Source organism: Streptomyces sp. NPDC059524 (assembly GCF_042749255.1).
Lineage (GTDB): Bacteria > Actinomycetota > Actinomycetes > Streptomycetales > Streptomycetaceae > Streptomyces > Streptomyces xanthii.
Genome location: NZ_JBHYTK010000039.1, coordinates 30,333 through 55,721, shown reverse-complemented (window position 1 = coordinate 55,721; position 25,389 = coordinate 30,333). Strand labels below are relative to the sequence as shown.

At 73.0% G+C, this 25,389-nt stretch carries 26 protein-coding genes; 11 read left to right on the top strand and 15 right to left on the bottom strand.

What is annotated here, in order from left to right; genetic code table 11:
• A partial coding sequence (locus ACFW9D_RS14160; protein WP_384621569.1) for a glycoside hydrolase family 6 protein occupies positions 1-931 on the top strand: 931 nt, incomplete at its 5' end.
• On the opposite strand, the gene ACFW9D_RS14155 is transcribed toward ACFW9D_RS14160, so the two are convergent.
• On the bottom strand, positions 885-1,685 hold the full coding sequence (locus ACFW9D_RS14155; protein WP_384621566.1) for a hypothetical protein: 801 nt from the start codon (positions 1,683-1,685) through the stop codon (positions 885-887). The two genes, ACFW9D_RS14160 and ACFW9D_RS14155, sit on opposite strands and share 47 nt — an antisense overlap.
• 105 nt (positions 1,686-1,790) lie before the next feature.
• On the opposite strand from ACFW9D_RS14155, the gene ACFW9D_RS14150 reads away from it, so the two are divergent.
• Complete coding sequence (locus ACFW9D_RS14150) at positions 1,791-2,579, top strand: nucleotidyltransferase domain-containing protein (protein WP_384621563.1); 789 nt, start codon at positions 1,791-1,793, stop codon at positions 2,577-2,579.
• Here ACFW9D_RS14150 and ACFW9D_RS14145 read toward each other — a convergent pair.
• Entirely contained in the window at positions 2,570-3,109 is a 540-nt protein-coding gene (locus tag ACFW9D_RS14145; RefSeq protein WP_188339545.1) for a 2'-5' RNA ligase family protein, read from the bottom strand. The genes ACFW9D_RS14150 and ACFW9D_RS14145 overlap by 10 nt on opposite strands.
• Before the next feature lie 79 nt (positions 3,110-3,188).
• The gene (locus ACFW9D_RS14140; protein ID WP_384621559.1) at positions 3,189-4,040 is read right to left on the bottom strand and encodes a serine protease; all 852 of its coding nucleotides are present in this window, start codon (positions 4,038-4,040) and stop codon (positions 3,189-3,191) included.
• Between the two features lie 225 nt (positions 4,041-4,265).
• Here ACFW9D_RS14140 and ACFW9D_RS14135 point away from each other — a divergent pair, with 225 nt between their 5' ends.
• Positions 4,266-5,036, top strand: a complete 771-nt coding sequence (locus ACFW9D_RS14135; protein WP_384621556.1) for a DUF899 domain-containing protein — start codon at positions 4,266-4,268, stop codon at positions 5,034-5,036.
• A 7-nt stretch (positions 5,037-5,043) separates the two neighbouring features.
• On the opposite strand, the gene ACFW9D_RS14130 is transcribed toward ACFW9D_RS14135, so the two are convergent.
• Complete coding sequence (locus ACFW9D_RS14130) at positions 5,044-5,481, bottom strand: hypothetical protein (RefSeq protein ID WP_188339548.1); 438 nt, start codon at positions 5,479-5,481, stop codon at positions 5,044-5,046.
• A gap of 113 nt (positions 5,482-5,594) precedes the next feature.
• Positions 5,595-5,996, bottom strand: a complete 402-nt coding sequence (locus ACFW9D_RS14125) for an ATP-binding protein (RefSeq protein ID WP_384621553.1) — start codon at positions 5,994-5,996, stop codon at positions 5,595-5,597.
• 361 nt (positions 5,997-6,357) lie between these two features.
• Between ACFW9D_RS14125 and ACFW9D_RS14120 the strand changes: the two genes are divergently transcribed.
• Positions 6,358-7,227: a helix-turn-helix transcriptional regulator gene (locus ACFW9D_RS14120; RefSeq protein ID WP_188339550.1), complete on the top strand. Its 870-nt coding sequence runs from the start codon at positions 6,358-6,360 to the stop codon at positions 7,225-7,227.
• Positions 7,228-7,500 (top strand): DUF397 domain-containing protein, encoded by a 273-nt coding sequence (locus ACFW9D_RS14115; protein ID WP_188339551.1) that lies wholly within the window; start codon positions 7,228-7,230, stop codon positions 7,498-7,500.
• Positions 7,501-7,528: 28 nt separating this feature from the next.
• Here ACFW9D_RS14115 and ACFW9D_RS14110 read toward each other — a convergent pair whose 3' ends face one another.
• The 3 genes from ACFW9D_RS14110 to ACFW9D_RS14100 form a co-directional block, all read right to left on the bottom strand.
• Positions 7,529-9,019, bottom strand: coding sequence for a glutamate synthase subunit beta (locus ACFW9D_RS14110; protein ID WP_384621549.1), 1,491 nt, complete (start codon positions 9,017-9,019; stop codon positions 7,529-7,531).
• Positions 9,020-9,091: 72 nt separating this feature from the next.
• A complete protein-coding gene (locus tag ACFW9D_RS14105; protein ID WP_188339553.1) occupies positions 9,092-9,577 on the bottom strand; it encodes a DUF1772 domain-containing protein in 486 nt (161 codons plus the stop codon).
• 276 nt (positions 9,578-9,853) lie between these two features.
• Positions 9,854-10,582, bottom strand: coding sequence for a DUF2293 domain-containing protein (locus ACFW9D_RS14100; protein ID WP_384621545.1), 729 nt, complete (start codon positions 10,580-10,582; stop codon positions 9,854-9,856).
• An 86-nt stretch (positions 10,583-10,668) separates the two neighbouring features.
• Here ACFW9D_RS14100 and ACFW9D_RS14095 point away from each other — a divergent pair, with 86 nt between their 5' ends.
• Both ACFW9D_RS14095 and ACFW9D_RS14090 read left to right on the top strand, forming a co-directional pair.
• Positions 10,669-11,301 (top strand): uridine kinase, encoded by a 633-nt coding sequence (locus ACFW9D_RS14095; RefSeq protein ID WP_384621542.1) that lies wholly within the window; start codon positions 10,669-10,671, stop codon positions 11,299-11,301.
• 124 nt (positions 11,302-11,425) lie between these two features.
• The gene (locus tag ACFW9D_RS14090; RefSeq protein WP_384621539.1) at positions 11,426-11,845 is read left to right on the top strand and encodes a CBS domain-containing protein; all 420 of its coding nucleotides are present in this window, start codon (positions 11,426-11,428) and stop codon (positions 11,843-11,845) included.
• Between the two features lie 34 nt (positions 11,846-11,879).
• On the opposite strand, the gene ACFW9D_RS14085 is transcribed toward ACFW9D_RS14090, so the two are convergent.
• Together ACFW9D_RS14085 and ACFW9D_RS14080 are read right to left on the bottom strand one after the other, a co-directional pair.
• Positions 11,880-14,213 (bottom strand): PQQ-binding-like beta-propeller repeat protein, encoded by a 2,334-nt coding sequence (locus ACFW9D_RS14085; protein WP_384621536.1) that lies wholly within the window; start codon positions 14,211-14,213, stop codon positions 11,880-11,882.
• Between the two features lie 64 nt (positions 14,214-14,277).
• Positions 14,278-15,405: a magnesium and cobalt transport protein CorA gene (locus ACFW9D_RS14080; RefSeq protein WP_384621533.1), complete on the bottom strand. Its 1,128-nt coding sequence runs from the start codon at positions 15,403-15,405 to the stop codon at positions 14,278-14,280.
• 179 nt (positions 15,406-15,584) lie between these two features.
• Here ACFW9D_RS14080 and ACFW9D_RS14075 point away from each other — a divergent pair, with 179 nt between their 5' ends.
• Positions 15,585-16,385 (top strand): methyltransferase domain-containing protein, encoded by an 801-nt coding sequence (locus ACFW9D_RS14075; RefSeq protein ID WP_384621531.1) that lies wholly within the window; start codon positions 15,585-15,587, stop codon positions 16,383-16,385.
• A 236-nt stretch (positions 16,386-16,621) separates the two neighbouring features.
• On the opposite strand, the gene ACFW9D_RS14070 is transcribed toward ACFW9D_RS14075, so the two are convergent.
• Positions 16,622-17,551 carry a carbohydrate kinase family protein gene (locus ACFW9D_RS14070; RefSeq protein WP_384621528.1) on the bottom strand — a complete coding sequence of 310 codons (930 nt, stop codon included), beginning with the start codon at positions 17,549-17,551 and terminating at the stop codon, positions 16,622-16,624.
• Positions 17,548-18,453, bottom strand: coding sequence for a pseudouridine-5'-phosphate glycosidase (locus tag ACFW9D_RS14065; RefSeq protein ID WP_188339560.1), 906 nt, complete (start codon positions 18,451-18,453; stop codon positions 17,548-17,550). Before ACFW9D_RS14065 ends, ACFW9D_RS14070 begins: the two co-directional genes overlap by 4 nt.
• 217 nt (positions 18,454-18,670) lie before the next feature.
• Here ACFW9D_RS14065 and ACFW9D_RS14060 point away from each other — a divergent pair, with 217 nt between their 5' ends.
• Positions 18,671-19,048 (top strand): cupin domain-containing protein, encoded by a 378-nt coding sequence (locus ACFW9D_RS14060; RefSeq protein ID WP_188339561.1) that lies wholly within the window; start codon positions 18,671-18,673, stop codon positions 19,046-19,048.
• Here the strand turns inward: ACFW9D_RS14060 and ACFW9D_RS14055 are convergent.
• From ACFW9D_RS14055 to ACFW9D_RS14045, 3 genes are all read right to left on the bottom strand, one after another.
• The gene (locus ACFW9D_RS14055; protein ID WP_384621581.1) at positions 19,035-20,276 is read right to left on the bottom strand and encodes an MFS transporter; all 1,242 of its coding nucleotides are present in this window, start codon (positions 20,274-20,276) and stop codon (positions 19,035-19,037) included. The genes ACFW9D_RS14060 and ACFW9D_RS14055 overlap by 14 nt on opposite strands.
• A gap of 132 nt (positions 20,277-20,408) precedes the next feature.
• Positions 20,409-20,984 carry a methylated-DNA--[protein]-cysteine S-methyltransferase gene (locus ACFW9D_RS14050; protein ID WP_188339562.1) on the bottom strand — a complete coding sequence of 192 codons (576 nt, stop codon included), beginning with the start codon at positions 20,982-20,984 and terminating at the stop codon, positions 20,409-20,411.
• A gap of 78 nt (positions 20,985-21,062) precedes the next feature.
• A complete protein-coding gene (locus ACFW9D_RS14045) occupies positions 21,063-21,947 on the bottom strand; it encodes a glycerophosphodiester phosphodiesterase family protein (protein WP_188339563.1) in 885 nt (294 codons plus the stop codon).
• A gap of 272 nt (positions 21,948-22,219) precedes the next feature.
• Between ACFW9D_RS14045 and ACFW9D_RS14040 the strand changes: the two genes are divergently transcribed.
• Positions 22,220-23,071, top strand: coding sequence for an MHYT domain-containing protein (locus ACFW9D_RS14040; RefSeq protein WP_384621578.1), 852 nt, complete (start codon positions 22,220-22,222; stop codon positions 23,069-23,071).
• 72 nt (positions 23,072-23,143) lie between these two features.
• The gene (gene uvrB, locus ACFW9D_RS14035; protein WP_384621524.1) at positions 23,144-25,276 is read left to right on the top strand and encodes an excinuclease ABC subunit UvrB; all 2,133 of its coding nucleotides are present in this window, start codon (positions 23,144-23,146) and stop codon (positions 25,274-25,276) included.
• The last annotated feature ends 113 nt before the right edge of the window (positions 25,277-25,389 follow it).

Sequence of the window (25,389 nt, the reverse complement as noted above, 5' to 3'; positions counted from 1 at the left end):
CTGGCGGGGGCCACCCGTGCCCCCCCACTCCGCGCCCCGACCGGCCCCCCCCCCCCCCCCCCCGTACCGTGCCCAAGGCCGCACCGCCGACGCCGAACTCGTCGACCGCATCGCCGGCCGCCCCCAGGCGGTCTGGCTGGGCGGGACCGATCCCGGCCCCACCGCCCGCGCCGTCACCGAGGCGGCGGCCCGCGCGGGCCGCACCGCCGTCCTGGTCGCCTACCACATCCCGCACCGCGACTGCGGTTCCTACTCCGCGGGCGGCGCCCCCGACGCCGCCGCCTACCGCGCCTACATCGACTCCCTCGCCTCCGGCCTCGGCAGCGGCGGCGCCTACGTCGTCGTGGAGCCCGACGCCGTCGCCTCGGCCGTCGCGGGCTGCCCCGGCGCCGACACCGAGGAGCGCTACGCCCTCCTGTCCTACGCGGTCCAGCGCCTCGCCGCCCGCCCCGGGACCCGCGTCTACCTCGACGCCGGCAACGCGGGCTGGATCCCCGACCCCGCCCGCCTGGTCGACCCCCTGCGCCGCTCGGGCGTCGCCGCGGCCACCGGCGTCGCCCTGAACGTCGCCAACTACCGCACGAACGCCGAGACGTCCGCCTACGGCCACCGGCTCCTCGCCGCGCTCGGCGGCACCCCGCACTTCGTCATCGACAGCAGCCGCAACGGCAACGGCCCCTACGAAGGCACCGACGCCTGGTGCAACCCGCCCGGCCGCGCCCTCGGCACCCCGCCCACCACCGGGACGGCGGACCCCGCCCTCGACGCCTACCTCTGGATCAAGCGGCCCGGCGAGTCCGACGGGACCTGCCGCGGCGGGCCCCCGGCGGGCCAGTGGTGGGAGAGCGGCGCGCTGGAACTGGCCCGCAACAGCACGCCCCCGCTCACGGGCGCGCCGGCCCCTGGCGGTTCAGCGCCCCGCGCAGCGTGATGCCGAAGTGCGTGCGCAGCCGTCTCAGCTCCCACCAGGACAGGGCCGTCACCGACAGCGGGGGACCGGCCAGGAACAGGATCCGTACCGGCAGCGGAGCGGCGACCGGCGCGTCGTCGAGCACCTGCACGCCGAACATGGCCCACACCAGCAGCGGGGACAGCAGCGGCGGCAGCACCTCGTGCACGTCGGCGGTGCGGAACGCGTGGTGGACGCAGAGCACGCACGCGGTGAGCGCGAACGGCAGCGCGAACAGGACGAGCGGCAGCCCGGCGATCAGGAACACGTAGTACAGCGGCCCGTCCAGCGCCACGCCCCCGTTCGTCAACGAGGGCAGCGCCAGGGCGAGTACGGCCGCGAGCAGTGCCGCGAAGCCGCGCAGCGGACCGCTCAGCCGTCGCAGGTACACGCCCCGCAGCGGCGGACGCGCGGCGGCCACGAACACCGCGAGCGCCAGTGGCCCCGCCACCACGAGGACCCCCGTGCTCAGCAGCGTCTCCGCGAACTTGTCCATCGCGAACGAACCGACCGACTGGCGCATCGGGTACGCGTACACGAGCCAGAGCGTCGCCACGATCCCGATGGCCGTGCGGGCGATCTGGGCCGATTCGATGGCACCGTCGGTCACCCGGTCCGGGCGGGCCGGCCGGAAGACGCGGCCCGCGAGGACGAACGGCGCCGCGAGACACCCGGGCCGCCGCCCGGACCGCGCGGCGGGGTGCGGGGCACTCGGCCCGCGCAAGGTCGAACTCATGGCTGCGCATCCCCCGTGGATGTGGATCATGTGTGGAACTGCGGCCACCGTACAGCGGGGTACTGACAACCGACCGGCGGCGAACTCCCGCTACCGTGCTGTCCCATGGACCCCGAGACCACCGAGAGCGCCCTCGACCAGGACGCCGCCTTCCTCGACTCCCTCGCCGACCGCCTCGCCGCCCTGCCGCACGTCCACGCCGTCGCGCTCGGCGGATCGCGGGCCCAGGGCACGCACAAGGAGTCCAGCGACTGGGACCTCGCCGTGTACTACCGGGGCCCCTTCGACCCGCAGGACCTGAGGGACCTCGGCTGGGAGGGCGAGGCATCCGAGATCGGCGGCTGGGGCGGCGGCGTGTTCAACGGCGGCGCCTGGCTCGTCGTCGACGGGCGGCGGGTCGACGTGCACTACCGCGACCTCGACGAGGTCGAGCACGAGGTGAAGGAGGCCGAGGCGGGCCGGTTCCGCTGGGAGCCGCTCATGTTCCACCTCGCCGGCATCCCCAGCTACCTCGTCGTCGCCGAACTCGCCCTCAACCGTGTCCTGCGCGGCACGACTCCCGCGGTCGACCGGTATCCGGCGGCGCTGCGCGAGGCCGCCGCCGGGGAATGGTGGGGCAAGGCCGCCATGACACTCGGGTACGCGCGCGCGGGGAACGTGCCGAACGGCGGCCGCGCCGAGGTCCTCGGCGCCGTGAGCGTCGCCGCGATGCAGGCCGCGCACGCCGTGCTCGCCGCGCGCGGGGAATGGGTCACCAACGAGAAGCGGCTGCTGGCCCGCGCCGGACTGCGGGGCATCGACGACGTCCTCGCCGAGCCCGACCCGGGCCGACTCGTCGACCGGGCACAGGAGTTGCTGGAGGGTGTCGTGCGCGCGGCACGCGGTCAGGGCTGAGCGCCGCCGAGCCGGTACGCGCGGACGTCCCGCCAGCCGGTCCCGGGGCCGTCCGTCACGATCAGCCGGACCTCCTCGACCCGGGTCCGGACGGGCAGGGCCGCGGTGAAGTCGCGGGCGGGCAGCGCGTCCGTACCGTCTCCGCTCGCCAGCGTGAGATGCGGGTCGAGGCCCTCGTGCCCGAAGACACCGCGATAGGGGACGGCCTCCGGCCACAGATCGCGGACCGCCTTCGTCAGGGCGCGCAGCGGATCGTCCGGTTCCGGCGGCAGGTACAGGACGCCCGGCCAGCGGCGCGTCTCGCGGAAGGTCAGGGTGAAGGGGCGCACGGAGGCGAAGAGGGCGGCCAGTCGCGCGTCCGGCGCGCCGGTGAGGCGGGGGAGCGGCAGGAACGGGTAGAGCACCGTGACGTGCGCCCGGGACGGGGTGCGCACCAGCGCGTCCGCCTCCGGGACGTGGATCGTCAGGGCGGTGTCGCCCGCGACGTCCGGCCATCCGCCGTCGTCCGGTTCCGTGTCGTCCCTGGTCACGCGCCCCAGTGTCACACCGGTGCCGGAGACCCGTCCCCGCGCCCCCTGTGGGGCGGGGCGCGAGGACGGGCCGGTCAGGTCACGGCTTGGGCAGGGCGCAGCCCGGAGCCGACAGGTCGATCTTGTTGCCCGTGCCGACGCAGGGCACGATCCCGTACGTCTGCTGGGCGTAGTTGATGCCCTGGCGCACGGTCACCTGGCCGTTCTCGTCCACCTCGCACGGGTTGTTGTCCGTGCACTCCTCACCGCTCTCGTTGCCGGTGTTGTTGACCGCGACGACCTTGCCGGTCGCCTGGTCGAGCACCGGGGAGCCGGAGGTGCCGCCGATCGTGTCGCAGGCCGAGGTGTAGCGGACCGAGTCCTTCCAGGTCCATTCGCCCTCCTTGAGCCGGTAGGCGAAGCCGTCGATCGAGCAGTTGTAGATCTTCTTCCAGTAGCCCGAGACGACGCTGATCGCCGTGCCCTGGGTGGGGTGGTCCGCGGACAGCTCCAGGGCCTTGATGCCGTAGGAGCTCTCTATCTGCTGGTAGGTGCTGGTGAGTTCGTACAGCGAGACGTCCGTGTCGGTCATCGTCCCGTACGCGACCTTGCTCGCGCGCAGCGTCGCGACCTTGCTGCCCGACGAGTTGAGCAGGCTGAAGCTGCGGGTCGAGGGCTGGTCGACGACGACCTCGCCCGGGCCGGGGAAACCGGACTCCAGGCAGTGGCCGTTGGACATCACCAGGGCCGGGTCGGTCGGCTGCGAGTTCGGCACCCGCACGACCGAGCCGGAACAGTTGCTGAGCGCCACCGTGCCGGCGAAGCTGACGGCCCTGGGCTTGACCTTCGCCGCGTGCTGGGACGTCGCGGTGTCGCCGAGGGCCGTGGCCGGGGCGGCGGTCGCGCCCAGCAGGAGCACGCCGAAGAGCGCGCCGACGAGAGACTTCTTCATAGTGGGGGGTTCCTCTCCCGAGGTGAGAGTGGTGCACCGAGCGCCATGTTTGGCATGAGCATTGTGATGGTGTCGGGCTCAGCGGACAACAGTGCACCCTCAGCGAACATTCGGGGAACCCCCGAGAACCCCACGAGAATTGACGGAAAAAACTTCGGCGGCAGCGATGAGTTCCGCGCACACCCCCGGTCACACCTCCCAGAGACCCCGATCCGAGGAGGAACCATGGGGCTGCCGAAGGTGGTCACGCACGAGGAGTGGCGCGCCGCCCGTGAGGAACTGCTCGCACTGGAGAAGGCGGCGACCCGGGCGCGCGACGCACTGAACGCGCGACGGCGCGAGCTGCCCATGGTCGAGATCGACAAGCTGTACGTCTTCGAGGGGCCGGACGGCAAGGCCGAGCTGCTCGACCTGTTCGAGGGCCGGACCCAACTCGTCGTCTACCACTTCATGTTCGCGCCCGAGTGGGAGGCCGGCTGCCCCAGCTGCTCCGGATTCCTCGACCAGATCGGGCACCTGGCGCACCTGCGGGCCCGCGGCACCGCCTTGGCGGCCGTCTCCCGCGCCCCGTTCACCAAGATCCTGCCGTTCAAGGCCCGCATGGGCTGGACGGTGCCCTGGTACTCCTCGAACCTCAGCGACTTCAACCAGGACTTCGGCACCACCGTGGAGGTCGGCGGCTGCCTCCAGGAGCGCCCCGCGATCAGCTGCTTCCTGCGCGACGGCGAGCGGGTCTTCCACACGTACTCGACGTTCGACCGCGGCCTCGACGGCATCGGCTTCACCACGAACCTGCTGGACCTCACCGCACTCGGACGGCAGGAGGCGTGGGAGCTGCCCGCGGGGCGGTCCTCGGCGCTCGGCGCCCCCGCGGGCGCGACCACCCCCCCCTGGGGGGGGGGGGGGGGGGGGGGGCGCCGGGGGGGGCGGCCCGCGGCGCCGGGCCCCCCCGCCCCCCCCGCGGCGGTGCGCTACCACGACGAGTACGTCGACTGACGCCCGCTCAGGCCGCCGAGCGGGACCAGGACGGCGTCGTCCCCGTCACCCGGCACAGGGCCAGGTACAGCGGGATCGGCGGCGTGTACGGCACGGCCCCGTCGGGGCAGTGGATGAGCGCGGGTGTGCGCCGGGCGTCCGGCACCAGCGCGCCCGTCGTGTACCGGGCGGGCGCGGGCCACTCCAGGGCCACGTCCGAGTCCGAGGGCACGATCCACCACCAGTGCGCGCCGTCCGCGTAGACACAGCCCATGCGGGGCAGCCGGTGCGTCATCGCGCGGGCGAAGTCCTCGGGGACGGACACCGCGTCGCAGCCGAGCGGTGCCGTCATGCCGTCAGGAACGCCCAGGCGCAGGGTCGGTGGGACGGGGCTCGACATCGGCCGTCGCCGCGCGAGGCCGACCAGCGAGTCCAGGTGCATCGTCCTCGTCGTCAACACGCCCATCCGTTCCCGCTCAGCACGCTCGTCGTTCTCCGCCGAACAGCTCGGGGCGGACGTTCACCAGTACGTTCAGGCCGTCCGCGCAGCCGTTGAAGCCGGCTGCGCGCAGTGGCCGTTCACCAGGACCACTCGGCGGGGCCGGAGGCCTCGGGCATCGGGCCCGCGGCGGCGCCCTGCCCTCCGTCGCGCGGCAGTTCGGCCCATACGACCAGGCCCGGCCCGGTCTCCTGAGCGCCCCACGCGCTGGAGACCGCGGCCACGAGAAGAAGCCCCCTGCCGTGCTCCTCCTCGGGTGCGACACGGCCCGCCGGAGCGGTGTCGCCGGGCATCCGGCCCTCGTCGCGCACGGCTATCCGCACGCGCTCGCCCGCGTCGTCGCACAGCTCGTGCAGCTCGCAGTGGATCCGGCGGCTGGCGGTGTGCACGATCGCGTTCGTGACCAGTTCGGACACGACGAGAGCCGCCGCGTCGCAGGTGTCCTCGCACGCGCCCCATCCCGTGAGATGGGCACGCGTCATGCGCCGGGCCTGTGCGGCGGAGCCCGGGTGGGGAGCCAGTTCGAAGCTGCTGCGGCGGGCCGGTGGCCCGAACGGCGTACCGGAAAGGTCACCGAGCGTAGCTTCGCGGGCTGCTGTTCCTAAAGGCGCGGACGGAGTCACGCTTGCCACTATCTCCCCGTCGTGAACACTTGGCAAGAGCCACTCTGAAAAGTGCAGAGTGCAGTGTGCCGCGCGGAGCGGGCATGGCACACTGCTGCCAACAGCTCGTCGCGCGGCGCCCAATGGGGGTGGACCGCGGGGAATCGGCCGGTGACCTGATGGTTCCGGGTCTTCTTCCGCGGCTGGAACTCGACACAGGGACTACTGGGAGGGCAGGGGCGTGAGCGAACCGCGGTCCGCGCCGACGGTCGGCCAGGTCGTGCTCGGCCGGCGTCTCCAGGACCTGCGGGAGAGCGCGGGGCTCAAGCGCGAGGACGCCGCCCGTGTACTGCGCGTGACCGCCGCGACCATCCGGCGCATGGAGACCGCCGAGGTCGCCCTCAAGATCCCCTACCTCCAGCTGCTCCTGAAGTCCTACGACGTCGACCGGGACGAGGCCGAGGCGTTCGTACAGCTCGCCGAGGAGGCGAACAAGCCGGGCTGGTGGCAGCGGTTCCACGACATCCTGCCCGGCTGGTTCTCGATGTACGTCAGCCTGGAGGGCGCCGCCTCCCTCATCAGGTCGTACGAGCCGCACTTCGTGCCCGGACTGCTCCAGACCGCGGACTACGCGCGTGGCGTGCTCCGCTCCGGGGCCGTCGGCCGGGCGCTCGTCGAGGACCCGGAGGTCGTCGACCGCCACGTCGACCTGCGGATGCGGCGCCAGGCCCTGCTCACCCGCGAGGACGCGCCCCGCGTGTGGATGGTCATGGACGAGACGGCGCTGCGCCGCCCGGTCGGCGGCGCGGACGTGATGCGCGCCCAGCTCGACCGTCTGCTCGACGTGATGGAGCTGCCCAACGTCACGCTTCAGGTCGCGGAGTTCGCGTCCGGCCCGCACCCGGGCACGTACGGACCCTTCGTCCTGTTCCGCTTCGCCGTGCCCGAACTCCCGGACATGGTCTACAGCGAGTACCTGACCGGCGCCGTCTACCTCGACGCGCGCCCCGAGGTGGCCACCCACCTGGAGGTCATGGACCGCATGGCGGCGCACGCCGCGACGGCACAACGCACAAAGGAGATCCTGAGCGATCTCCGCAAGGAGCTCTGAATGGACCGGATCAAGGACCGGATACGAGGCGTGGACGGCGAGCCGGTCTACAACGGCATGCCCGCGCGCGAACTCGGCACCGAGGGCTGGCACAAGCCCTGGAGCGGGGGCAACGGCGGCAACTGCGTCGAGGCCATGAAGCTGGCCGACGGCCGCGTCGCCGTGCGCCAGTCCTCCGACCCGGACGGTCCCGCGCTGATCTACACCCCGGGTGAGATCACCGCGTTCATCGAGGGCGCCAAGGCCGGCGCCGCCGACTTCCTGCTGTCCTGAACCGCTCCGGGGCCGGCCGCGGGGACCGTCACGCGGTCATCGGCCGGTCGTGCGCACCGATCGGGGCCGGGAGCACCGTCGCCCCCGTCAGCCACCGGTCGACCGCCGCGGCCACCGCCCGGCCCTCCGCGATCGCCCACACCACCAGCGACTGCCCGCGTCCCGCGTCCCCGGCGACGAACACGCCCGGCACCGGCGTCGCGAACCCCGCGTCCCGGGCCAGCCCGCCCCGCGCGTCCGCGCCGAGCCCCAACTGGTCCACGAGACCCCCGGGCCGCCGCTCCGGCCCCTGGAACCCCAGCGCGAGCAGCACCAGATCGGCGGGCAGCACCTGCTCCGTCCCCGGCCGCGGCCGCCGGCCCGCGTCCACCTCCACGAGATGCAGCTCCCGCACCCGGCCCCGCTCGTCCCCCGTGAACCGCAGCGTCGACGCCGCGAACAGCCGCGCGTCCGCGTGCGCCGGCGGCGACGACCTCAGCTCGTCCGCCTCCTCGTGCGCCGGCGACAGGCGGTACAGCTTCGGATACGTCGGCCAGGGCTCCGCCTCCTCGTCGCGCTCGTCGCCCGGCCTGCCGTAGATGTCGAGCTGGGTGACGGACGCGGCCCGCTCGCGCAGCGCCGTCCCCAGGCAGTCCGCGCCCGTGTCACCGCCGCCGACGATCACGACGTGCCGGCCCTCGGCGTTCAGCGGCGAGACCGGCAGATCGCCCTCGCCCACCCGGTTCGCCAGCGGCAGGTACTCCATCGCCTGGTGGATCCCGGTCAAGTCGCGCCCCGGCACATCCAGTTCGCGCCATTGCGTGGCACCCGTGGCGATCACGACCGCGTCGTGCCGGGCCCGCAGCTCGGCCGCCCCGACGTCCCGGCCGACCTCCGTCGACGTACGGAACCGCACGCCCTCGTCCGCCAGCTGCCGCAGCCGGCGCTCCAGCCGGCGCTTGTCCATCTTGAACGCGGGGATGCCGTACCGGAGCAGCCCGCCCGGCCGGTCGTCGCGCTCGTACACCGCGACCGTGTGGCCCGCGCGGGTCAGCTGCTGGGCCGCGGCGAGCCCCGCGGGCCCCGAACCGATCACGCCGACGCTGCGGCCAGACAGGCGCTCCGGCGGGCGCACGGACACGAAGCCCTCGTCCCATGCGCGGTCGGCGATCGCCAGCTCCACGTTCTTGATGGTCACCGCGGGCTGATTGATCGCGAGCACACAGCCGGCCTCGCAGGGGGCCGGGCAGAGCGTGCCGGTGAACTCCGGGAAGTTGTTCGTGGCGTGCAGCCGCTCGCTCGCCGCCCGCCAGTCGTCCCGCGCGACCAGGTCGTTCCACTCCGGGATCAGGTTCCCGAGCGGGCACGCGTCGTGGCAGAACGGGACGCCGCAGTCCATGCACCGGTCGGCCTGCCCGCCGACGATCGGCAGCAGACCGCCCGGCACGTACACCTCGTCCCAGTCCCGGACGCGCTCCTCGACGGGGCGGCGCGGCGCCTCCCGCCGGGGCGTCCTGAGAAAGCCCTTGGGGTCGGCCATGGCCGTCTCCCTACGCCGCGGCTCTTTTCGCCACGATACGTCCGGCCCGGCCCCGGGACATCTCAGGCCGGCTCAGGTCAGCGCGAGCAGGAAGGAGGCGGAGGCGGCCAGGGAGGCGCCGCTGCGGATGTGGTTCCAGCCCGACCACTCGCTCCGATACGTCCCCCAGTACGCGGCGCTCGCCTCGGCCTCCTCGTCACCGGCGAGCTTCGCCAGCGCCTCGTTGCGCGGGACGTTCGCCAGCACCGTCACGCCGAACGACCCCACCAGATACAGCGCGCAGCCCAGCAGCAGCTCGACGGTGCCCTGCTCGGGCCAGAGCACGAACGTCACGACGGCGATCACGGCGCACAGCGCGGCGGCGCCGAGGAAGACGACCATGAACGCCGGGTTCACGGCGGCCACGTTGATCGCGTTCATCGCGGCGATCCCGCGGTCCGGCGGCAGGGCGCCGAGGCCGCGCATCACGAACGTCGAGAACGCGACGAAGACGCCCGCGGCGAGCCCGCACCACAGGGCCCCGAACACCACGAGCACGAAGTACGGTCCTTCGATCATGCCAACCCCCTCGGCCGGCCGGCCCCCGGCCCCGTACGGCCCCGCCGCCACCGACCCCGAGATCATGCCGCAGTCCGGTGGAGGGCGGCGGGTAATTAGGGGAGGGGCGGTGTGACGAGGGGAGCGGAGGGGAGGGGTCCGGGGTTCCGGTTTCCGGGTTCGGGGTTCGGGGCTCCGGGTTCGGGGTTCGGGGTCAGGGGTCAGGGGTTCTGGGTTCCGGGTCCGGGCTCAGGGGGTTCCGAGTTCGGGGGCGGGGCTCGGGTTCGGGGTCCTGGCTCAGGACGCCTCGGGCTCGGCCCGAGCCGGCTCGTCCCCCGCGCCCCGCATCCGCCACGCCGCCAGCACCGCCTCCACCGGCGCGGCCACCCGCGCCCGCGCCTCCCGCCACGGCACCCCTGACATCAGCAGCGCGTCGTACGGCGTCTCCACATGCCGTACGCCCGCCCGGACCGCCGCCCGCACCGCGCCCTCCGACAACGCCCGGCCCGCCGCCGTCCGCCCGACCCGGCCGCTGCCCCGCGCCCCCGCGTGCGCGGCGATCGCCTCGGCCCGCTCCACCGGGCACCCCGGGAACAGCCGCCGGATCTCCGCCGCGAACGCCGCCACGAACAACTCGTCGCGCACCGCCCGCCGCGCCGCGTCCCGCTCCCGCCGCCGCGCCCGCGCCTCCGCGTCCGCCAGACAGCGGGCCTCCGCCCGTGCGAGCGCCGTCGGCTCGACCAGCACCCCCTGCCGCTCGTACCGGCCGCGCCGCCGATGGAAGCGCACGACCACCGCCGACAGCCCGCTCTCCTCCCGCGCCCGCCGCGTCAGCGCCGTGTCCCCGCGCGGCAGGAACACCAGATGCGCCAGATCCGCGCAGTCCAGACAGCGCGGCCGCCCCTCGTCCAGGACCAGCAGCCGGAGCGGCCCGCTCCGGCACACCGCGCACCTCTGGCGCCGGACGGGCTGGAACACGAGGGGGCCGCGCACCGCGAGGGGCGACGACGGTACGACGCTGCTCATACCCGTTCCATGCCCGGCCGGGCACTGTCCGGCACCCCCTGGGCACCGCGCGTGGTCACCCGGGCGGGCCCCGGCATCATGGACCCGTGCGACTCCAAGCGATCACCTGGGAACGGCTCGGCGACACCCTCGCCGAGCGCCTGCTCGACCTCGCCCCGGCCGACGGCTCTCCCTGGCCGCGGATCGCCTTCGACGGCGCACCGGCCGCCCGCCCCGGCGATCTCGCCGGCCGTGTCGCCGAGGCCCTGCGCGTCCGCGGCCGCTCCTGCCTGGTCGTGCCCGCGGACGGCTTCCTGCGGCCCGCCTCGCTCCGCCTGGAGTACGGCCACCAGGACACCGAGGCCTACTACAGCGGCTGGCTCGACACCGGCGCCCTGTGGCGCGAGGTCTTCGGCCCCCTCGAAGCGGACGGCACCGGCCGCGTCCTGCCCGACCTGTGGGACCCGGTCACCGACCGGGCGACCCGCAGCGACTACGTCGAACTCCCGCCCGGCAGCCCCCTGTTGCTGCACGGCCCGTTCCTCCTCAACCACTGGTTCCCCTTCGACCTCACCGTGCACATCAGCCTGTCCGCCGGCGCCCTGCGCCGCCGCACCCCCGAGCCCGAGCAGTGGACCCTCCCCGCCTTCGCCCGCTACGACGACGAGACCGGCCCCGGCGCCGCGGCCGACGTCGTCATCCGCGCCGACGACCCCCGCCACCCCGCCTGGAACGGCTGAACAGAGCGAACGCGGAGCGAGAAGGCACAGGTCAAAGCCATGACATGCGCCCAGTACCGACCGGGACGAGAATGAGGGACGGCGCCGGGAACCCCCCTTCGACCCGGCATCGGGAGGTACCACCATGACCACCGCCGCGGACATCATGCACTCCGGCGCACGCTGGATCCCCGCCCACGAAACCCTGGACCGCGCCGCCCAGTTGATGCGTGAACTGAACGTCGGCGCCCTGCCCATCAGCGACGAGAACGAGCGGCTGTGCGGCATCCTCACCGACCGCGACATCGTGGTCGGCTGCGTCGCCATGGGGCACGACCCCGCCAAGGTCACCGCGGGCGAGATGGCCAAGGGCACCCCGCGCTGGATCGACGCCGGCGCCGACATCGGTGAGGTCCTCCACGAGATGCAGGACCACCAGATCCGCCGCCTGCCCGTGATCAAGGACAAGAAGCTCGTCGGCATGATCAGCGAGGCCGACCTGGCCATGCATCTGAACGACGACCAGATCGCCGCCTGGGTCGAGAGCGTGTACGCGAAGTCCTGACCCGCGCCGGTCCGGCGCGCACTCCGCGCCGTCGTCATCTCGGTGGCCGTGCTCCCTTCCCCGGCACGGCCACCGAGAACGCGCCGTCCCCGGTCACCCCGTAGAACACGTCACCGACCCGGAGCGGGCCGGTCCCGCTGGGCGATCGCTGGTCGATCGTGCCGCCGCCGCCCTTCGGCCCGCCCTGCTGCCCGGCGGGCTCCACGGGAGGCCGGGTGCGCCAGCGCTCCTTGCCGGTGCGGGTGTCGATCGCCACCACGCTGTTGCCCGGCGTCGTCGCGTACAGCGTGTCGCCGCTCACCGTCGGCTCGCTGAACAGCCGCAGCTCGCGCGAGGTCGTCCACAGTGCCTTCCCGCGCTTCAGATCGAGCGCCAGCACGATCTCGTTCGCGTAGTCGAAGAGGTACATGGTGTCGCCCACGACCAGCGGCGGCGCCTCCGGCTCGACGGCCCAGGGGAAGTCCACGGAGCGGACCCGGCCCGATATGAGGTCCTGGACGAAGACGCGGGAGGAGACGCCCGTGTCGTTCTCCCAGCGCGCGTAGTACGCCCGGTTCCCCCGCACCGTCGCCAGCCACAGATCGCCCTTCGGCGCCTGCGCCCGGCCCAGCGTGCGGCCCGTACGGGCGTCGAGCCGCTCCACCGTGCGCACGCCCGCCTTCGCCCGGCGCAGGTCCGCGACGAGGGTCCCGTCGGCCCCCGCGTACAGCGGGCTCGGCGAGTCCGCGGTGAGCGTGCGCCGCCACAGCTCCTTCCCGCTGCGTGGGTCGAACGCCGCGTACCGGGCCGTGGACGACGGGCCCAACTCGCCCAGATGCACGACCAGTACCCCGCTCATCAGCGCGAACTCGGAGTGCGGGCCCTTCTTCCGCCACACCCGGTGGCCCGTGCCGGCGTCGTAGGCGTCCACGCCCTGCGTGCCGTCGCCGCTGAACGTGAAGACGAGTCCCTCGCCCGCCGCCACCACGGGGTTCGTCAGCCTGCCGCCCGACCGGCCCGCGTCTCCCATCGGCACTTTCCAGTCGACCTCGCCGGACGCCGGGTCCAGCTTGATCAGGGTCGTGGTGAACGATGCGCAGTAGACGCCGAGCCGCGACGGAGTGCACTGGTACGAGTCCGGCATCAGCTCCCGCGGATCCGACACCTTGGACCCGTGCTTGCCGTCCTTGCCGTTCTCCGGCGCCTTGGCGAGTGACGTCGTCCAGGGCCGCCAGCCCGGCACGGAGGCCGGTGCGCCCTGCCGCGCGACCGATTCCTCGCCGGCCGCGCCGCCCCGTACGGCGACGGAGATCCCGGCGGCCGCCACCAGGGCCACGGCGAGCGCACTCGCCGCGACAGTGATGCGCCGGCGCCGCGATCCGCGAGGGGTGTGCGGCGTGACGGCGGTCAGGTCGGCGCCGGTGCTCTCGCCGCCGCCCCGCGTGGACGCGTCCGGCACCGTCGCGTCACCACGGCTGAGCGCCAGGGTCGGGCCGCCCGCCGTGCCGGTCGGTGCGGGCTCGCCGTCACCGGACACCTGCTCCGGCAGCGCGGCCAGCGCCTCCCGCAGCGCGTCCGGCGTCGGCCGCTCCTGCGGCGCCTTCGCGAGGCAGGACAGCACCAGTGGCCGCAACTCGGCGGGCAGCGCGCCCAGTTCGGGTGCGTGATGCACCGTCTGGTACGCCGCCAGATACGCGTTCTCCGCCTCGAACGGGCTGCGGCCCGTCGCCGCGTACACCAGCAGCGCCCCGAACGAGAACACGTCGACCGGCGGCCCCACGTCCCGCGGACTGCTGAACTGCTCGGGCGCCATGAACGGCGGCGACCCCAGCACCATGCCCGTCTGCGTGCGCACATCGCTCTGCGCGGCCCGCGAGATGCCGAAGTCGATGACCCGCACCGCACCCGCCGCCCCGTCCGGGTCAGGGCCGCCCTCGTCGGCCCGGCCCGGACCGAGCAGCAGCACATTGCTCGGCTTCAGGTCGCGGTGCACGACCTCCGCCCGGTGCAACTCCCGCAGCGCCTCCGCCAGCTCCACCCCGAGCCGGCGCAACTGCGGCCAGTCCAGGGTGCCCTGCTCGGCGACCCGCTGCGCGAGCGTGTCCCCGGCGACGTACACGGTCGCCATCCAGGGGCGCGCCGCGTCCGGGTCCGCGTCCACGACCGGAGCCGTGAACGCCCCGCTCACCCGGCGCGCGGCCCGGACCTCCTGACGGAACCGCGCCCGGAACTCCGGGTCGTCCGCGTACTGGGCGTGCACGACCTTGACCGCGACCGTGCGGCCCGACGGAGTGCGGGCGCGGTACACCACCCCCATGCCGCCCGTGCCGATCCGCGACTCGATCCGGTAGCCGCCGATCGACTCGGGATCGTCCTCCCGCAAAGGCATCGCTCATCCCCCTGGGCGCTGACATGGACGGTACAGAATAGTGCGCCCCGCCCCCGGCGCCTCCTCACAGCCAGCCGTTGCGCTTGAACCCCCGGTACACGACGAGACAGAGCCCGGCGATCACCGACAGCATCAGCGGATAGCCGTAGCGCCAGTGCAGCTCCGGCATGTGGTCGAAGTTCATTCCGTAGATGCCGCAGCCCATCGTCGGCACGGCCACGATCGCCGCCCACGCCGTGATCTTGCGCATGTCCTCGTTCTGCGCGACCGTCACCTGCGCGAGGTGCGCCTGCAGGATCGAGTTGAGCAGTTCGTCGAACGCCGCTATCTGCTCCGCCGCCCGCAGCAGATGGTCCGAGACGTCACGGAAGTACGCCTGTATCTCCGGCGGCACCGACGGCAGCGGCCGCCCGGCGAGCTCGAGCACCGGCCGGGACAGCGGGACCACCGCCCGCTTCAGCTCCAGCAGTTCGCGCTTGAGCTGGTAGATCCGGCCCGGGTCGACCTTCGCGCCGTTCTGCGCGAAGACCGCCGCCTCGACCTCGTCTATGTCGGCCTGGAACTCGTCGAGCACCGTCAGATAGTCGTCGACCACGCCGTCCGCGATCGCGTGCAGCACCGCCGCGGGCCCCTTGGCCAGCTGCTCCGGATCCGCCTCGAGGCCCTCGCGCACCGGACCCAGCGAGCCGTGCCGGCCGTGCCGCACCGTGATGACGAAGTCGCTGCCGACGAACACCATGATCTCGCCGGTGTCGACCACCTCGCTCGTCGCGGTGACCTGCGTGTGCTCCACGTAGCAGACCGTCTTGAGCACGGCGAACAGCGTCTGCCCGTACCGCTCCACCTTCGGCCGCTGGTGCGCGTGCACCGCGTCCTCGACCGCCAGCGGGTGCAGGTCGAACAGCTCGGCGACCTCGGCGATCTCCGACTCCGTCGGCTCGTGCAGGCCGAGCCAGACGAAGCCCTCCTCGCTCTTGCGCACCCGACGCACGGCCTCGCGCAGGTCGTGCTCGCCCTCCTTGCGCCGCCCGTCGACGTACGTCACGCAGTTGACCACCGCGGACCCCAGCGGGGAGCGGGCCGGATGGCTCAGGTCCACCCGGGGCCGCCGGCGCGCCAGCCGTGCCACTCTGCGCAGCCCGCCCACCTTGCGCAGGCTGCCGACCTTCCGCAGATTGCCCGCCATCGACATGCTCGGCTCCTCGCGCCGGATTCTCACGTACTCGTGTCTGACCGGGACGTCCTCGCGACGAGGACGACCTGGCGGGCCAGTCTGCCAGCGAACGCCGACCACGCGTCAGGGCCTGGGGGAACGGAGGATTCCGTTCCGAAATGTCCGGTGTGGTCGGAGCCTGCTGCGATGATCTGAGCATGATGCGATCCGGCGGCCACGCGTACCTCCTGGACAACCAGCAGCCCGAGGCGGGGCAGCGCTTCGACGCCCTGTCGGCGCTGTTCGACCCCACGACGTTCCGGCACATCGAGCGGCTCGGCATCGGCTCCGGCTGGCGCTGCTGGGAGGTCGGCGCCGGCGGCACGTCCGTCGTCTCCTGGCTGGCCCGCAAGGTCGGCCCGACCGGACGTGTCCTCGCCACCGACATCGACACGTCCTGGCAGCACAGCGCGCCGCGCCCGCCCGTCGAGGTGCGCCGGCACGACATCGGCGCCGACGAGCCGCCCGCCGAGTCCTTCGACCTGGTCCACGCGCGGCTCGTCCTCGTCCATGTCCCGGACCGGGAGCGGGCGTTGCAGTCGATGATCCGCGCGCTGCGGCCCGGCGGCCGGCTCCTCGTGGAGGACGCGGACCCGGCGCTCCAGCCCCTGCTCTGCCCCGACGAGCGCGGCCCCGAGGAGCAGCTCGCCAACCGCCTGCGCCACGGCTTCCGCTCGCTGCTCGCCAGGCGCGGGGCGGATCTCTCGTACGGGCGCAAGCTCCCGGGGCTGCTGCGGGCGGCGGGCCTGCGCCAGGTCGAGGCCGACGCGTACTTCCCCGTCGCCTCGCCCGCCTGCACGGCGCTGGAGGCGGCCACGGTCGAGCAGGTCCGCGGGTCCCTGGTGCAGGCGGGCCTCGCCACGAACGAGGAGATCGACCGCCACCTCGCCAACATCTCCCACGGCACGATGGACCTGGCGACCTCCCCGCTGATCTCGGCCTGGGGCAAGAAGCCCTGACGGCCGTGCGCCGTCGTGGCCGGCCGCGCACGCTTCCTGAAGGCGCGGCGAAGGCGCATGCCTTCAGGGGCGCGGGTCACTGCGCGGGCGGCCCGCACCGGCCTGTGACCCCACGGGCCTGTGACCCCACGGGCAGGTGACCCCACAGGCAGGTAGCCCACAGGTCGGTAGCCCCACAGGCCGGGGCCGCCAACGGGACGAACGGGCGACCCAGTTGGCGCATCAGGCTGCGGTCCCTAGGAACCGCGCGGCGGCCGGCCGCCGACCACCCCGACCGCCACCGCCCCCGCCCCGCACCCGTCCTCCAACGCGCCTCGCCACGAGGTCCCGCGCACCCGGGCCCCCACCACCGCCCCCACGAAGGCGTCCCCCGCCCCCGTCGCATCCCGCACCACGACCCCCGCCGCCGCCTTCACCCACTCCCGCACCACTCCGCCCCACGCCACACAGGCCCCCTCCGCCCCCGCCTTCACGACCACCACGGAGAACCGCCCGCTCAACTCCGCCGCGGCCCCGTCCACTCCACCGGCACCTCCACCTCCGCCGGCCCCGCCCGCGAGCAGCACCGCCTCGTCCCGGCTGGGCAGCAGCACGTCCACCCCCTCCGCGAGCTCCAGAAACCGCTCGGCGCCCAACTCCCGCAGAAATCCCGCCGACGCCGGATCCACACTCATGGGCACGCCCCGCGCGCGTGCGTCCCGCACGGCGGCCGCCACCAGCTCCCGCCCGGTCGCCGAGAAGAACAGGTACCCGGACAGGTGCAGCCAGCCGACCCCGTCGAGCAGACCGGCCGACCAATTCTCGGGCCCGATCCGCAGACAGGCCCCGCTGTCCGTCAGGAACGTCCGCTCGCCCCCGTCCGCGGAGTCCACCAGGCAGACCACCGACCCGGTCGGCGCGTCGGTATCCACCACGAGGCGCGGCCGCACCCCGGCCCGTACGAGCGCCTCCTCGTGCCAGCGCGCGGACTCCGCCCCGACCCGGCCGAGCAGCGTGACGTCCGGGCACCCCCGGTACGCCGCCCAGCACGCCACGTTCGCCCCCGCTCCGCCCGGCACCGTACGGATGGCGGCCTGCGTGTCCGTCCCCGCGGCGAGCGGCCCGTGGTGACGCGCCACGACGTCCGTGACGACATCCCCGACCACCAGCAGCCCGCGCGGCGTCACGCCCCCGCCCAGGCGACCGCGATCCGCCCGGCGAGCCGCACGTTCCCGCGCACCGCCGCCAGGTTCGCCTCCAGGGACGCGCCGGCCGTGTGCCGCACCAGATAGTCGAGCAGGAACGGAGTCACCGCCTGCCCGCTCACCTCACGCTCCGCGCACTCCCGCAGCCCGTTCTCCAGCACACGCGCGTGCAGCACCGGATCCAGCTGCTCCGCCTCCGGTACGGGGTTGGCGACGATCAGCGCCGCGTCCGTACCGGGCAGCTCGTCCTGGGCCCGCATCACCGCCGCGACCTCGTCCGGCGAGCGCAGCGTCCAGTCCACCGGCTCACCCGAGTCGGCCAGGTAGAACCCCGGGAAGCGATCCGTCCCGTACCCCGCGACGGACACCCCGAGTGTCTCCAGGCGCTGCAGCGTCGCAGGAACGTCCAGGACGGACTTCACGCCCGCGCACACCACCGTGATCCGCGTCCGCGCGAGCAGTCCGAGGTCCGCCGACTCGTCCTGCGTCTCCGTCCAGCCCCGGTGCACCCCGCCGAGCCCGCCCGTCGCGAACACCCGCACCCCCGCGAGCGCCGCCAGCAGCGCCGTGGCCGACACCGTGGTCGCCCCGCTCGCCCCCGTGGCGAACGCCAGCGGAAGGTCCCTCCGGCTGAGCTTGCGGATGCCGTCCTCGCTCGCGACCCGCTCCAACTGCCCCTTGTCCAGGCCGACGTACGGCTTCCCGTCGAGCACCGCGATGGTCGCGGGCACCGCACCCGCGTCCCGCACGAGCTGCTCCAGCTCGCCCGCGACCTGCAGGTTGCGCGGCCTCGGCAACCCGTGCGCGATGATCGTCGACTCCAGTGCCACCACCGGACGCCCTTGCGCGAGCGCGTCCCGAACCTCGTCCGCCACGACCACCATGCCGTCATCCCTCCGCCGGTCGGACCCGGATGTGCCGTCCCTGTGATCCCTGGCGGACGGGCCTCCTCCTCAAACACCGCCCGGGAGATCGCCACACGCGCGGCCCCGGCCTTCCCCGCGCGACGGCCCACGGCTCGACGGCCCGTCCAGTCGGCGGCCGTACGACGCTACGAGGCGTCCAGTGAGCGCGGGGGCGCAGGTCAACTAGGGTCCGGCCATGACCACGAACGCTCAGCCCACCACCGGCCCCGTCCCCTCCTTCGCCGTCCACGTCCCCGACGTGACCCTGGAGCCGGAGCCGCTCGACCCCGCCCAGATCGTCTCGGGCACCCCCGAAGTCACCGGCGCGGTCCTGTGGGAGTCCGCCGACGGCAAGCAGCTGCGGGGCATCTGGCAGATCACGCCGGGTGTGGTCACCGACACCGAGGCCGACGAGCTGTTCGTCGTCGTCAGCGGACGCGCCACCGTCGAGGTCGAGGGCGGAGACACCCTGGAGCTCGGCCCCGGCACCGCCGCCGTGCTGCGCGAGGGCGACCGGACGACGTGGACCGTGCACGAGACGCTGCGCAAGGCCTACCAGATCAGCCTGAGCTGAACCGTCTCGTGAACAGGGCGAGCGCGCCGAGCGGCAGCAGGAGACAGGCCGCCGCCAGGTTCAGCCACGCGTAGCTCGCCGTCGCGACCACCAGACCGGCCGTCGCACCGCCGATGCCCGCCGCCAGACTCGTCGTCAGGTCCGACAACCCCTGCGCGGCGGCGCGCGCGGCCTGCGGCACCGAGTCGGTGAGCAGCGCGGAACCGGCGACCAGCCCCGCCGACCAGCCGAGCCCCAGTACGAACAGCCCGGCCGCACTGCGCACATGGCTGCCGCCCGCCGTCCCCGCGAGCAGGGCGGCCAGCGCCAGCAGCCCCACGGCGAGCCCGATCACGGTCAGCCGCCCGAACCGGTCCGCGAGCCGCCCCATCACCGGCGAGAACGCGTACATGCCGGCGATGTGACCACTGATGACGAGCCCGATCAGCTCGATGCCGGCGCCGTGGTGCTCCAGGTCGACCGGGGTCATCGACATGACCGAGACCATCGCCGTGTGTGACACCGCCACCGTCACCAGCGCGAGCCGGGCCATGGGCGACGCGGACACGGCCGCGAACCCCGCGCGCAGCGAGCGCGCCTCGGCCGACTGCTCCGCCGCCGGAGCCAGCGCCCGGGCGGTCAGCAGGGGGTCGGGTCTGAGCAGCAGATGCACGAGGACGGCGGAGATCAGGAAGACCCCGGCAGCCCACACGAACGGCCCGGACTCCTCCGGGATGCCGAGCCCGGTCACGCTGCGGCCCGCGGGCGCCGCGATGTTCGGCCCGAGGACCGCGCCGATCGTCGTCGCCCACACCACGGTCGAGATGGCGCGCGCCCGCCGGTCGGGCTCGGCCAGGTCGGCCGCCGCGTAGCGCGCCTGCAGATTGGCGGAGGACGCGGCGCCGAACCCGGCGAGGCCCACGAGCAGCAGCGGAAAGTTCCCCATCGCGGCGGCGACCACCGTCAGCAGCGCGCCGGCCGCGCCCACCAGATAGGCGAGGACGAGCCCGGCCCGCCGCCCGCGCGCGTTCATCAACGCGGCCAGTGGCATCGACAGCACCGCCGTGCCCACCACGCTGGCCGTGGACGCCAGCCCGGACAGCGCCTCGTCGCCGCTCACCTTCTTGGCGAGCACCGCGGCCAGCGCGATCCCGGTGGCGGTGCCGAGCCCGCCGAGGATCTGCGAGGCGACGAGCACCCGCTGCGTACGTCTCTGGACGGCCTCACCGACCCCGCCGGAGCGCTCCACCGCGTCCCCGGCCGGCTCGGCGCGCACCTCCTGCGCGTCCGGCGTCTCACCCGATTCCAGCGAACCCGCACCCAACGACCCCACCCCCTGCACACCCCGTACCGATCACCGCGTCCCGCCCCCGGGACCTTCTCAGAACAGCGGCTCGGGCAACACCCCTTCGAGCGCGAGCAGCTTCCGCTTCGTCTCCAGTCCGCCCCCGAACCCGCCGATGCCCCCGTCGCTCTCCACGACCCGGTGGCACGGCACCACGACGGGCAGCGGATTCGACCCCATCGCCGCGCCGACCGCCTGCGCCGCTCCCGGCTGGCCGACCCGGCGCGCCAGATCCCCGTACCCGACGACCGACCCGTACGGCACCCCGGTCGCCAGCTCGCGCAGCACCTCCCGGTTGAAGCCCGCGCTGAGCGACCAGTCGAGCGGCAGCTCGAAGGTGTGCCGGCGCCCGGCGAAGTAGTCCGCCAGCTGGGCTCTCGCCTCCGCGAGCAGCGGTGCGTCGGGCGCCTCGACCGGCTCGGTCCCGAAGCGGGAGGCGAGCCGGCCGAGCATGTGGTCGCGCACGGCGTCCGTCGCGTGGAAGCCGACGGTCACGAGCCCCGTGTCCGTCGCCGCCAGCAGCAGCGGACCGATGTCGCTGCCCACGACGGTCCACACGACCCGTGCGCTCTCGTTCCGCCCGTCCTGCCCGGTGCCGCCGATGGAGTCCATGCCGACCACGGTACGGCCGGGCACTGACAACGCCCGGCCGGAGCCGTTCGCCCGGCGGTCGGAGCCGATCCGCGACGGTCAGTACGACATGGCGTCCACGGCGTCGCGGACGACGTCCGGGTTGTTCGTGATGATCCCGTCGACCCCGAACCCGATCGCCTTCACCGCGTTCGCCGTGTCGTTCACGGTCCAGGTGAAGACCTCGAGCGGTTTGTCGTGCGGGCCCTTGAGCGCGTGGACCGCGTCGACGTAGCCGGCGGAGATCGTCGTGTGCGAGGGGTTGATCTGGTCCGCGAACTTCGCGTACGCGGGCAGGTCGGCCACGGCGGGCGTGCCGAGGAAGCCGGTCTTGATGTCGGGGCGGCGCTGGTGCACGGTCTTCACGCTGTCCGCGCTGAAGCTCTGGACGATGAGGCGGTGCTTGACGCGGCTGTGCCGCAGCCAGCCGTCCCGGCCGAGCTGACGCAGGATCTGGTCCTCGATGCCGGGATAGAGCTCGGGCGACTTGATCTCCAGGAGCAGCCGCTGGTGGTTGCGGTCCACCCGCTCCAGGTACTGATGGAGCGTCGGGATCCGCGCGCCGGCGAACTGGGCGCCCTTCCAGCTGCCCGCGTCCAGCTTGGCGATCTCGGCGGCCGTGAAGTCCCGTACGTTCCACGGGGCCCGGTCGGGGTAGACCTGCTCGACGTTCGTGGTGCGGGACAGCGTGTTGTCGTGGATGACGACGAGCGCGCCGTCCTTGGTGCGCTGCACGTCGTTCTCGACCCAGGAGATGCCCAGTTCGTCCGCCTTGTCGACGGCCTCCAGGGTGTTCTCCGGGGCGTAGGCGGAGGCGCCGCGGTGCGCGATCACCACCTGTCTGCCGGTTCCGTCGGCGGCCTGCGCCGTGCCGGGAAGGACCAGGACGGCGACGACGACGGATCCCGTCACCGAGGTGAGTGCGGCTGCTGCGCGTGCGTACACGTCTGCTCCTCATGGGTCGTGACATCACGGACTCGCATGAGACTGACACCGCGGGGCCAACGCCAAACAGGCGAAGAATGGTCAGGGGTTGAACGGCGTTATCCAACTGCGACCCACCCCGTGACGTACGGGCCAGGTCTTTGCCGGAAAATCGTTCGAACGTTCCTGTGAGGGTTCTACTCTCAGCCTCAACCACGGTCACCCCGGTGGCCGTTGGCAGAAGGGGAACGTGCAGGACATGTAGGGGCAAAAGGGTGGAAGGGCTGCGTCGTATGCAGGGCACGGTCGACGGCTTCAGTTATGGACTCGTCACTCCGGTGGTGGCGTATCTCATGGCCTGCCTGGGAGGCGCGCTCGGCCTGCGCTGCACCACGAGATCCCTCCATGTGGCGCACACCTGGAGGGCCGGCTGGCTCGCCCTCGGGTCCGCGGCCATCGGCTCCGGCATCTGGACGATGCACTTCATCGCGATGATGGGCTTCACCGTGCGCGGGGTGCCGATCCACTACGACAAACCGACGACCTTCGCGAGCCTCGGCGTCGCCGTCGTCATGGTGGGCGTGGGCGTCTTCATCGTCGGCTACAAGGGAGCGAGCGGCCCGGCCCTCTTCACCGGAGGGACGATCACCGGCCTGGGGGTCGCCTCGATGCACTACCTGGGCATGGCCGGAATGCGACTCCACGGGACGCTTCAGTACAACACGTACACCGTCGGGGCCTCCGTGCTGATCGCCATGGTGGCCGCCACGGCGGCCCTGTGGGCGGCCGTCCAGGTGCGCGGCATCCTGTGGAGCCTCGGCGCGAGCCTCGTCATGGGGCTCGCCGTGTCCGGCATGCACTACATGGGGATGGCCGGCGTCAGCGTCCAGCTGCACGGCGCCGCGACCGGCAGCCCCGCGGGGGACTCGGCCGCCGGCATCCTCGCCCCCATGCTGATCGGCCCCCTGTGCTTCCTCCTGCTGGCCGGGGTGGTCGTCCTGTTCGACCCGATGATGGTCATGGGCCGCCCCGACTGGCGCGACGCCCGGGACGCCGCCCGCCAGGTGGGCGCCCCCGCCGCCCGGATCCCGCGCCCCCGCCGCGCCCCCGACAAGCAGCCCTCGCGGACCCCGCAGCGCTGGTGACCGCACCGCCGGACGCCCGGCCCGACGCCGCTTCGCACCCGGTTGTCAGTGGTGGGTCGTACGGTGGATCCCATGCGGCCCGTATCGAAGATCGAACGCACGGTGGCGCCTTTCGAGGTCGTCAGCCCCTACCAGCCCAGCGGTGACCAGCCCGCGGCCATCGCCGAGCTGGACCAGCGCATCCGCGCAGGTGAGAAGGACGTGGTCCTCCTCGGCGCGACCGGCACCGGCAAGTCCGCCACCACGGCGTGGATGATCGAGAAGCTGCAGCGCCCCACCCTGGTGATGGCGCCGAACAAGACGCTGGCCGCCCAGCTGGCCAACGAGTTCCGCGAGCTCCTGCCGAACAACGCGGTCGAGTACTTCGTCTCGTACTACGACTACTACCAGCCCGAGGCCTACGTCCCGCAGTCGGACACCTACATCGAGAAGGACTCCTCGATCAACGAGGAGGTGGAGCGCCTGCGCCACTCCGCGACGAACTCGCTGCTGACCCGGCGCGACGTCGTCGTGGTCGCCTCCGTCTCCTGCATCTACGGCCTCGGCACCCCGCAGGAGTACGTGGACCGCATGGTCCAGCTGAAGGTCGGCGACGAGATCGACCGCGACGACCTGCTGCGCCGCTTCGTCGACATCCAGTACACGCGCAACGACCTGGCGTTCCAGCGCGGCACCTTCCGCGTCCGCGGCGACACCATCGAGATCTTCCCCGTGTACGAGGAGCTCGCCGTCCGCATCGAGATGTTCGGCGACGAGATCGAGTCCCTCTCCACCCTCCACCCCCTGACCGGCGAGGTCATCAGCGACGACGAGTCGCTCTACGTCTTCCCGGCCACGCACTACGTGGCGGGCCCCGAGCGCCTGGAGCGCGCGGCCAACGACATCGAGAAGGAGCTCGGGGAGCGCCTCACCGAGCTCGAGAAGCAGGGCAAGATGCTCGAGGCCCAGCGGCTGCGCATGCGCACCACGTACGACCTCGAGATGCTCCGCCAGATCGGCTCCTGCTCCGGCGTGGAGAACTACTCGATGCACTTCGACGGCCGCGAGCCCGGCTCTCCGCCGAACACGCTGCTGGACTACTTCCCGGACGACTTCCTGCTCGTCATCGACGAGTCGCACGTCACGGTCCCGCAGATCGGCGCCATGTACGAGGGCGACGCCTCCCGCAAGCGCACCCTCGTCGACCACGGATTCCGGCTGCCGTCCGCGCTCGACAACCGCCCGCTGAAGTGGGAGGAGTTCCAGGAGCGCGTCGGCCAGACCGTCTATCTGTCGGCGACGCCGGGCCAGTACGAGCTCGCCCGTTCCGACGGCTACGTCGAGCAGATCATCCGCCCCACCGGCCTCGTCGACCCGGAGGTCGTCGTCAAGCCCACCGAGGGGCAGATCGACGACCTGGTGCACGAGATCCGCACGCGCACCGAGAAGGACGAGCGCGTCCTGGTGACCACGCTCACCAAGAAGATGGCCGAGGACCTCACCGACTACTTCCTGGAGCTCGGCATCCAGGTGCGCTACCTGCACAGCGACGTCGACACCCTGCGCCGCGTCGAGCTGCTGCGCGAGCTGCGCGCCGGCGAGTACGACGTCCTGGTCGGCATCAACCTGCTGCGCGAGGGCCTCGACCTGCCCGAGGTCTCCCTGGTGGCGATCCTCGACGCCGACAAGGAGGGCTTCCTGCGCTCCGGCACCTCCCTGATCCAGACGATCGGCCGCGCGGCGCGCAACGTGTCGGGCCAGGTCCACATGTACGCCGACAAGATCACCCCGGCGATGGAGAAGGCCATCGACGAGACCAACCGCCGCCGGGAGAAGCAGATCGCCTACAACGAGGCGCACGGCATCGACCCCCAGCCGCTCCGGAAGAAGATCAACGACATCGTCGCGTCCATCGCGCGCGAGGACGTCGACACCGAGGAACTGCTCGGCAGCGGCTACCGCAAGGGCGGCAAGGACGGGAAGGGCCTCAAGGCCCCGGTGCCCACCCTCGGCAAGGAAGCGGCCAAGAAGAAGCGCGGCAAGTCCGAGCCGGCGAAGCCCACCGACCGCCCCGCTGCCGAACTCTCCGAGCAGATCGAGGAACTGACGGAGCGGATGCGGGCCGCCGCCGCGGACCTCCAGTTCGAGATCGCGGCACGCCTGCGCGACGAGGTGTCGGAGATGAAGAAGGAACTGAGGCAGATGAGGGAGGCGGGCATCGCCTGACCCGCGCCCGGGCGGGGGCACCTGCTGTGTTGCAAGAACGACACAAACCCCGCCCGGCATGGCGGCGCTGTCGGTGCCGCCCTCTAGGGTTTGGACCAACCGCGAGCGCAGGC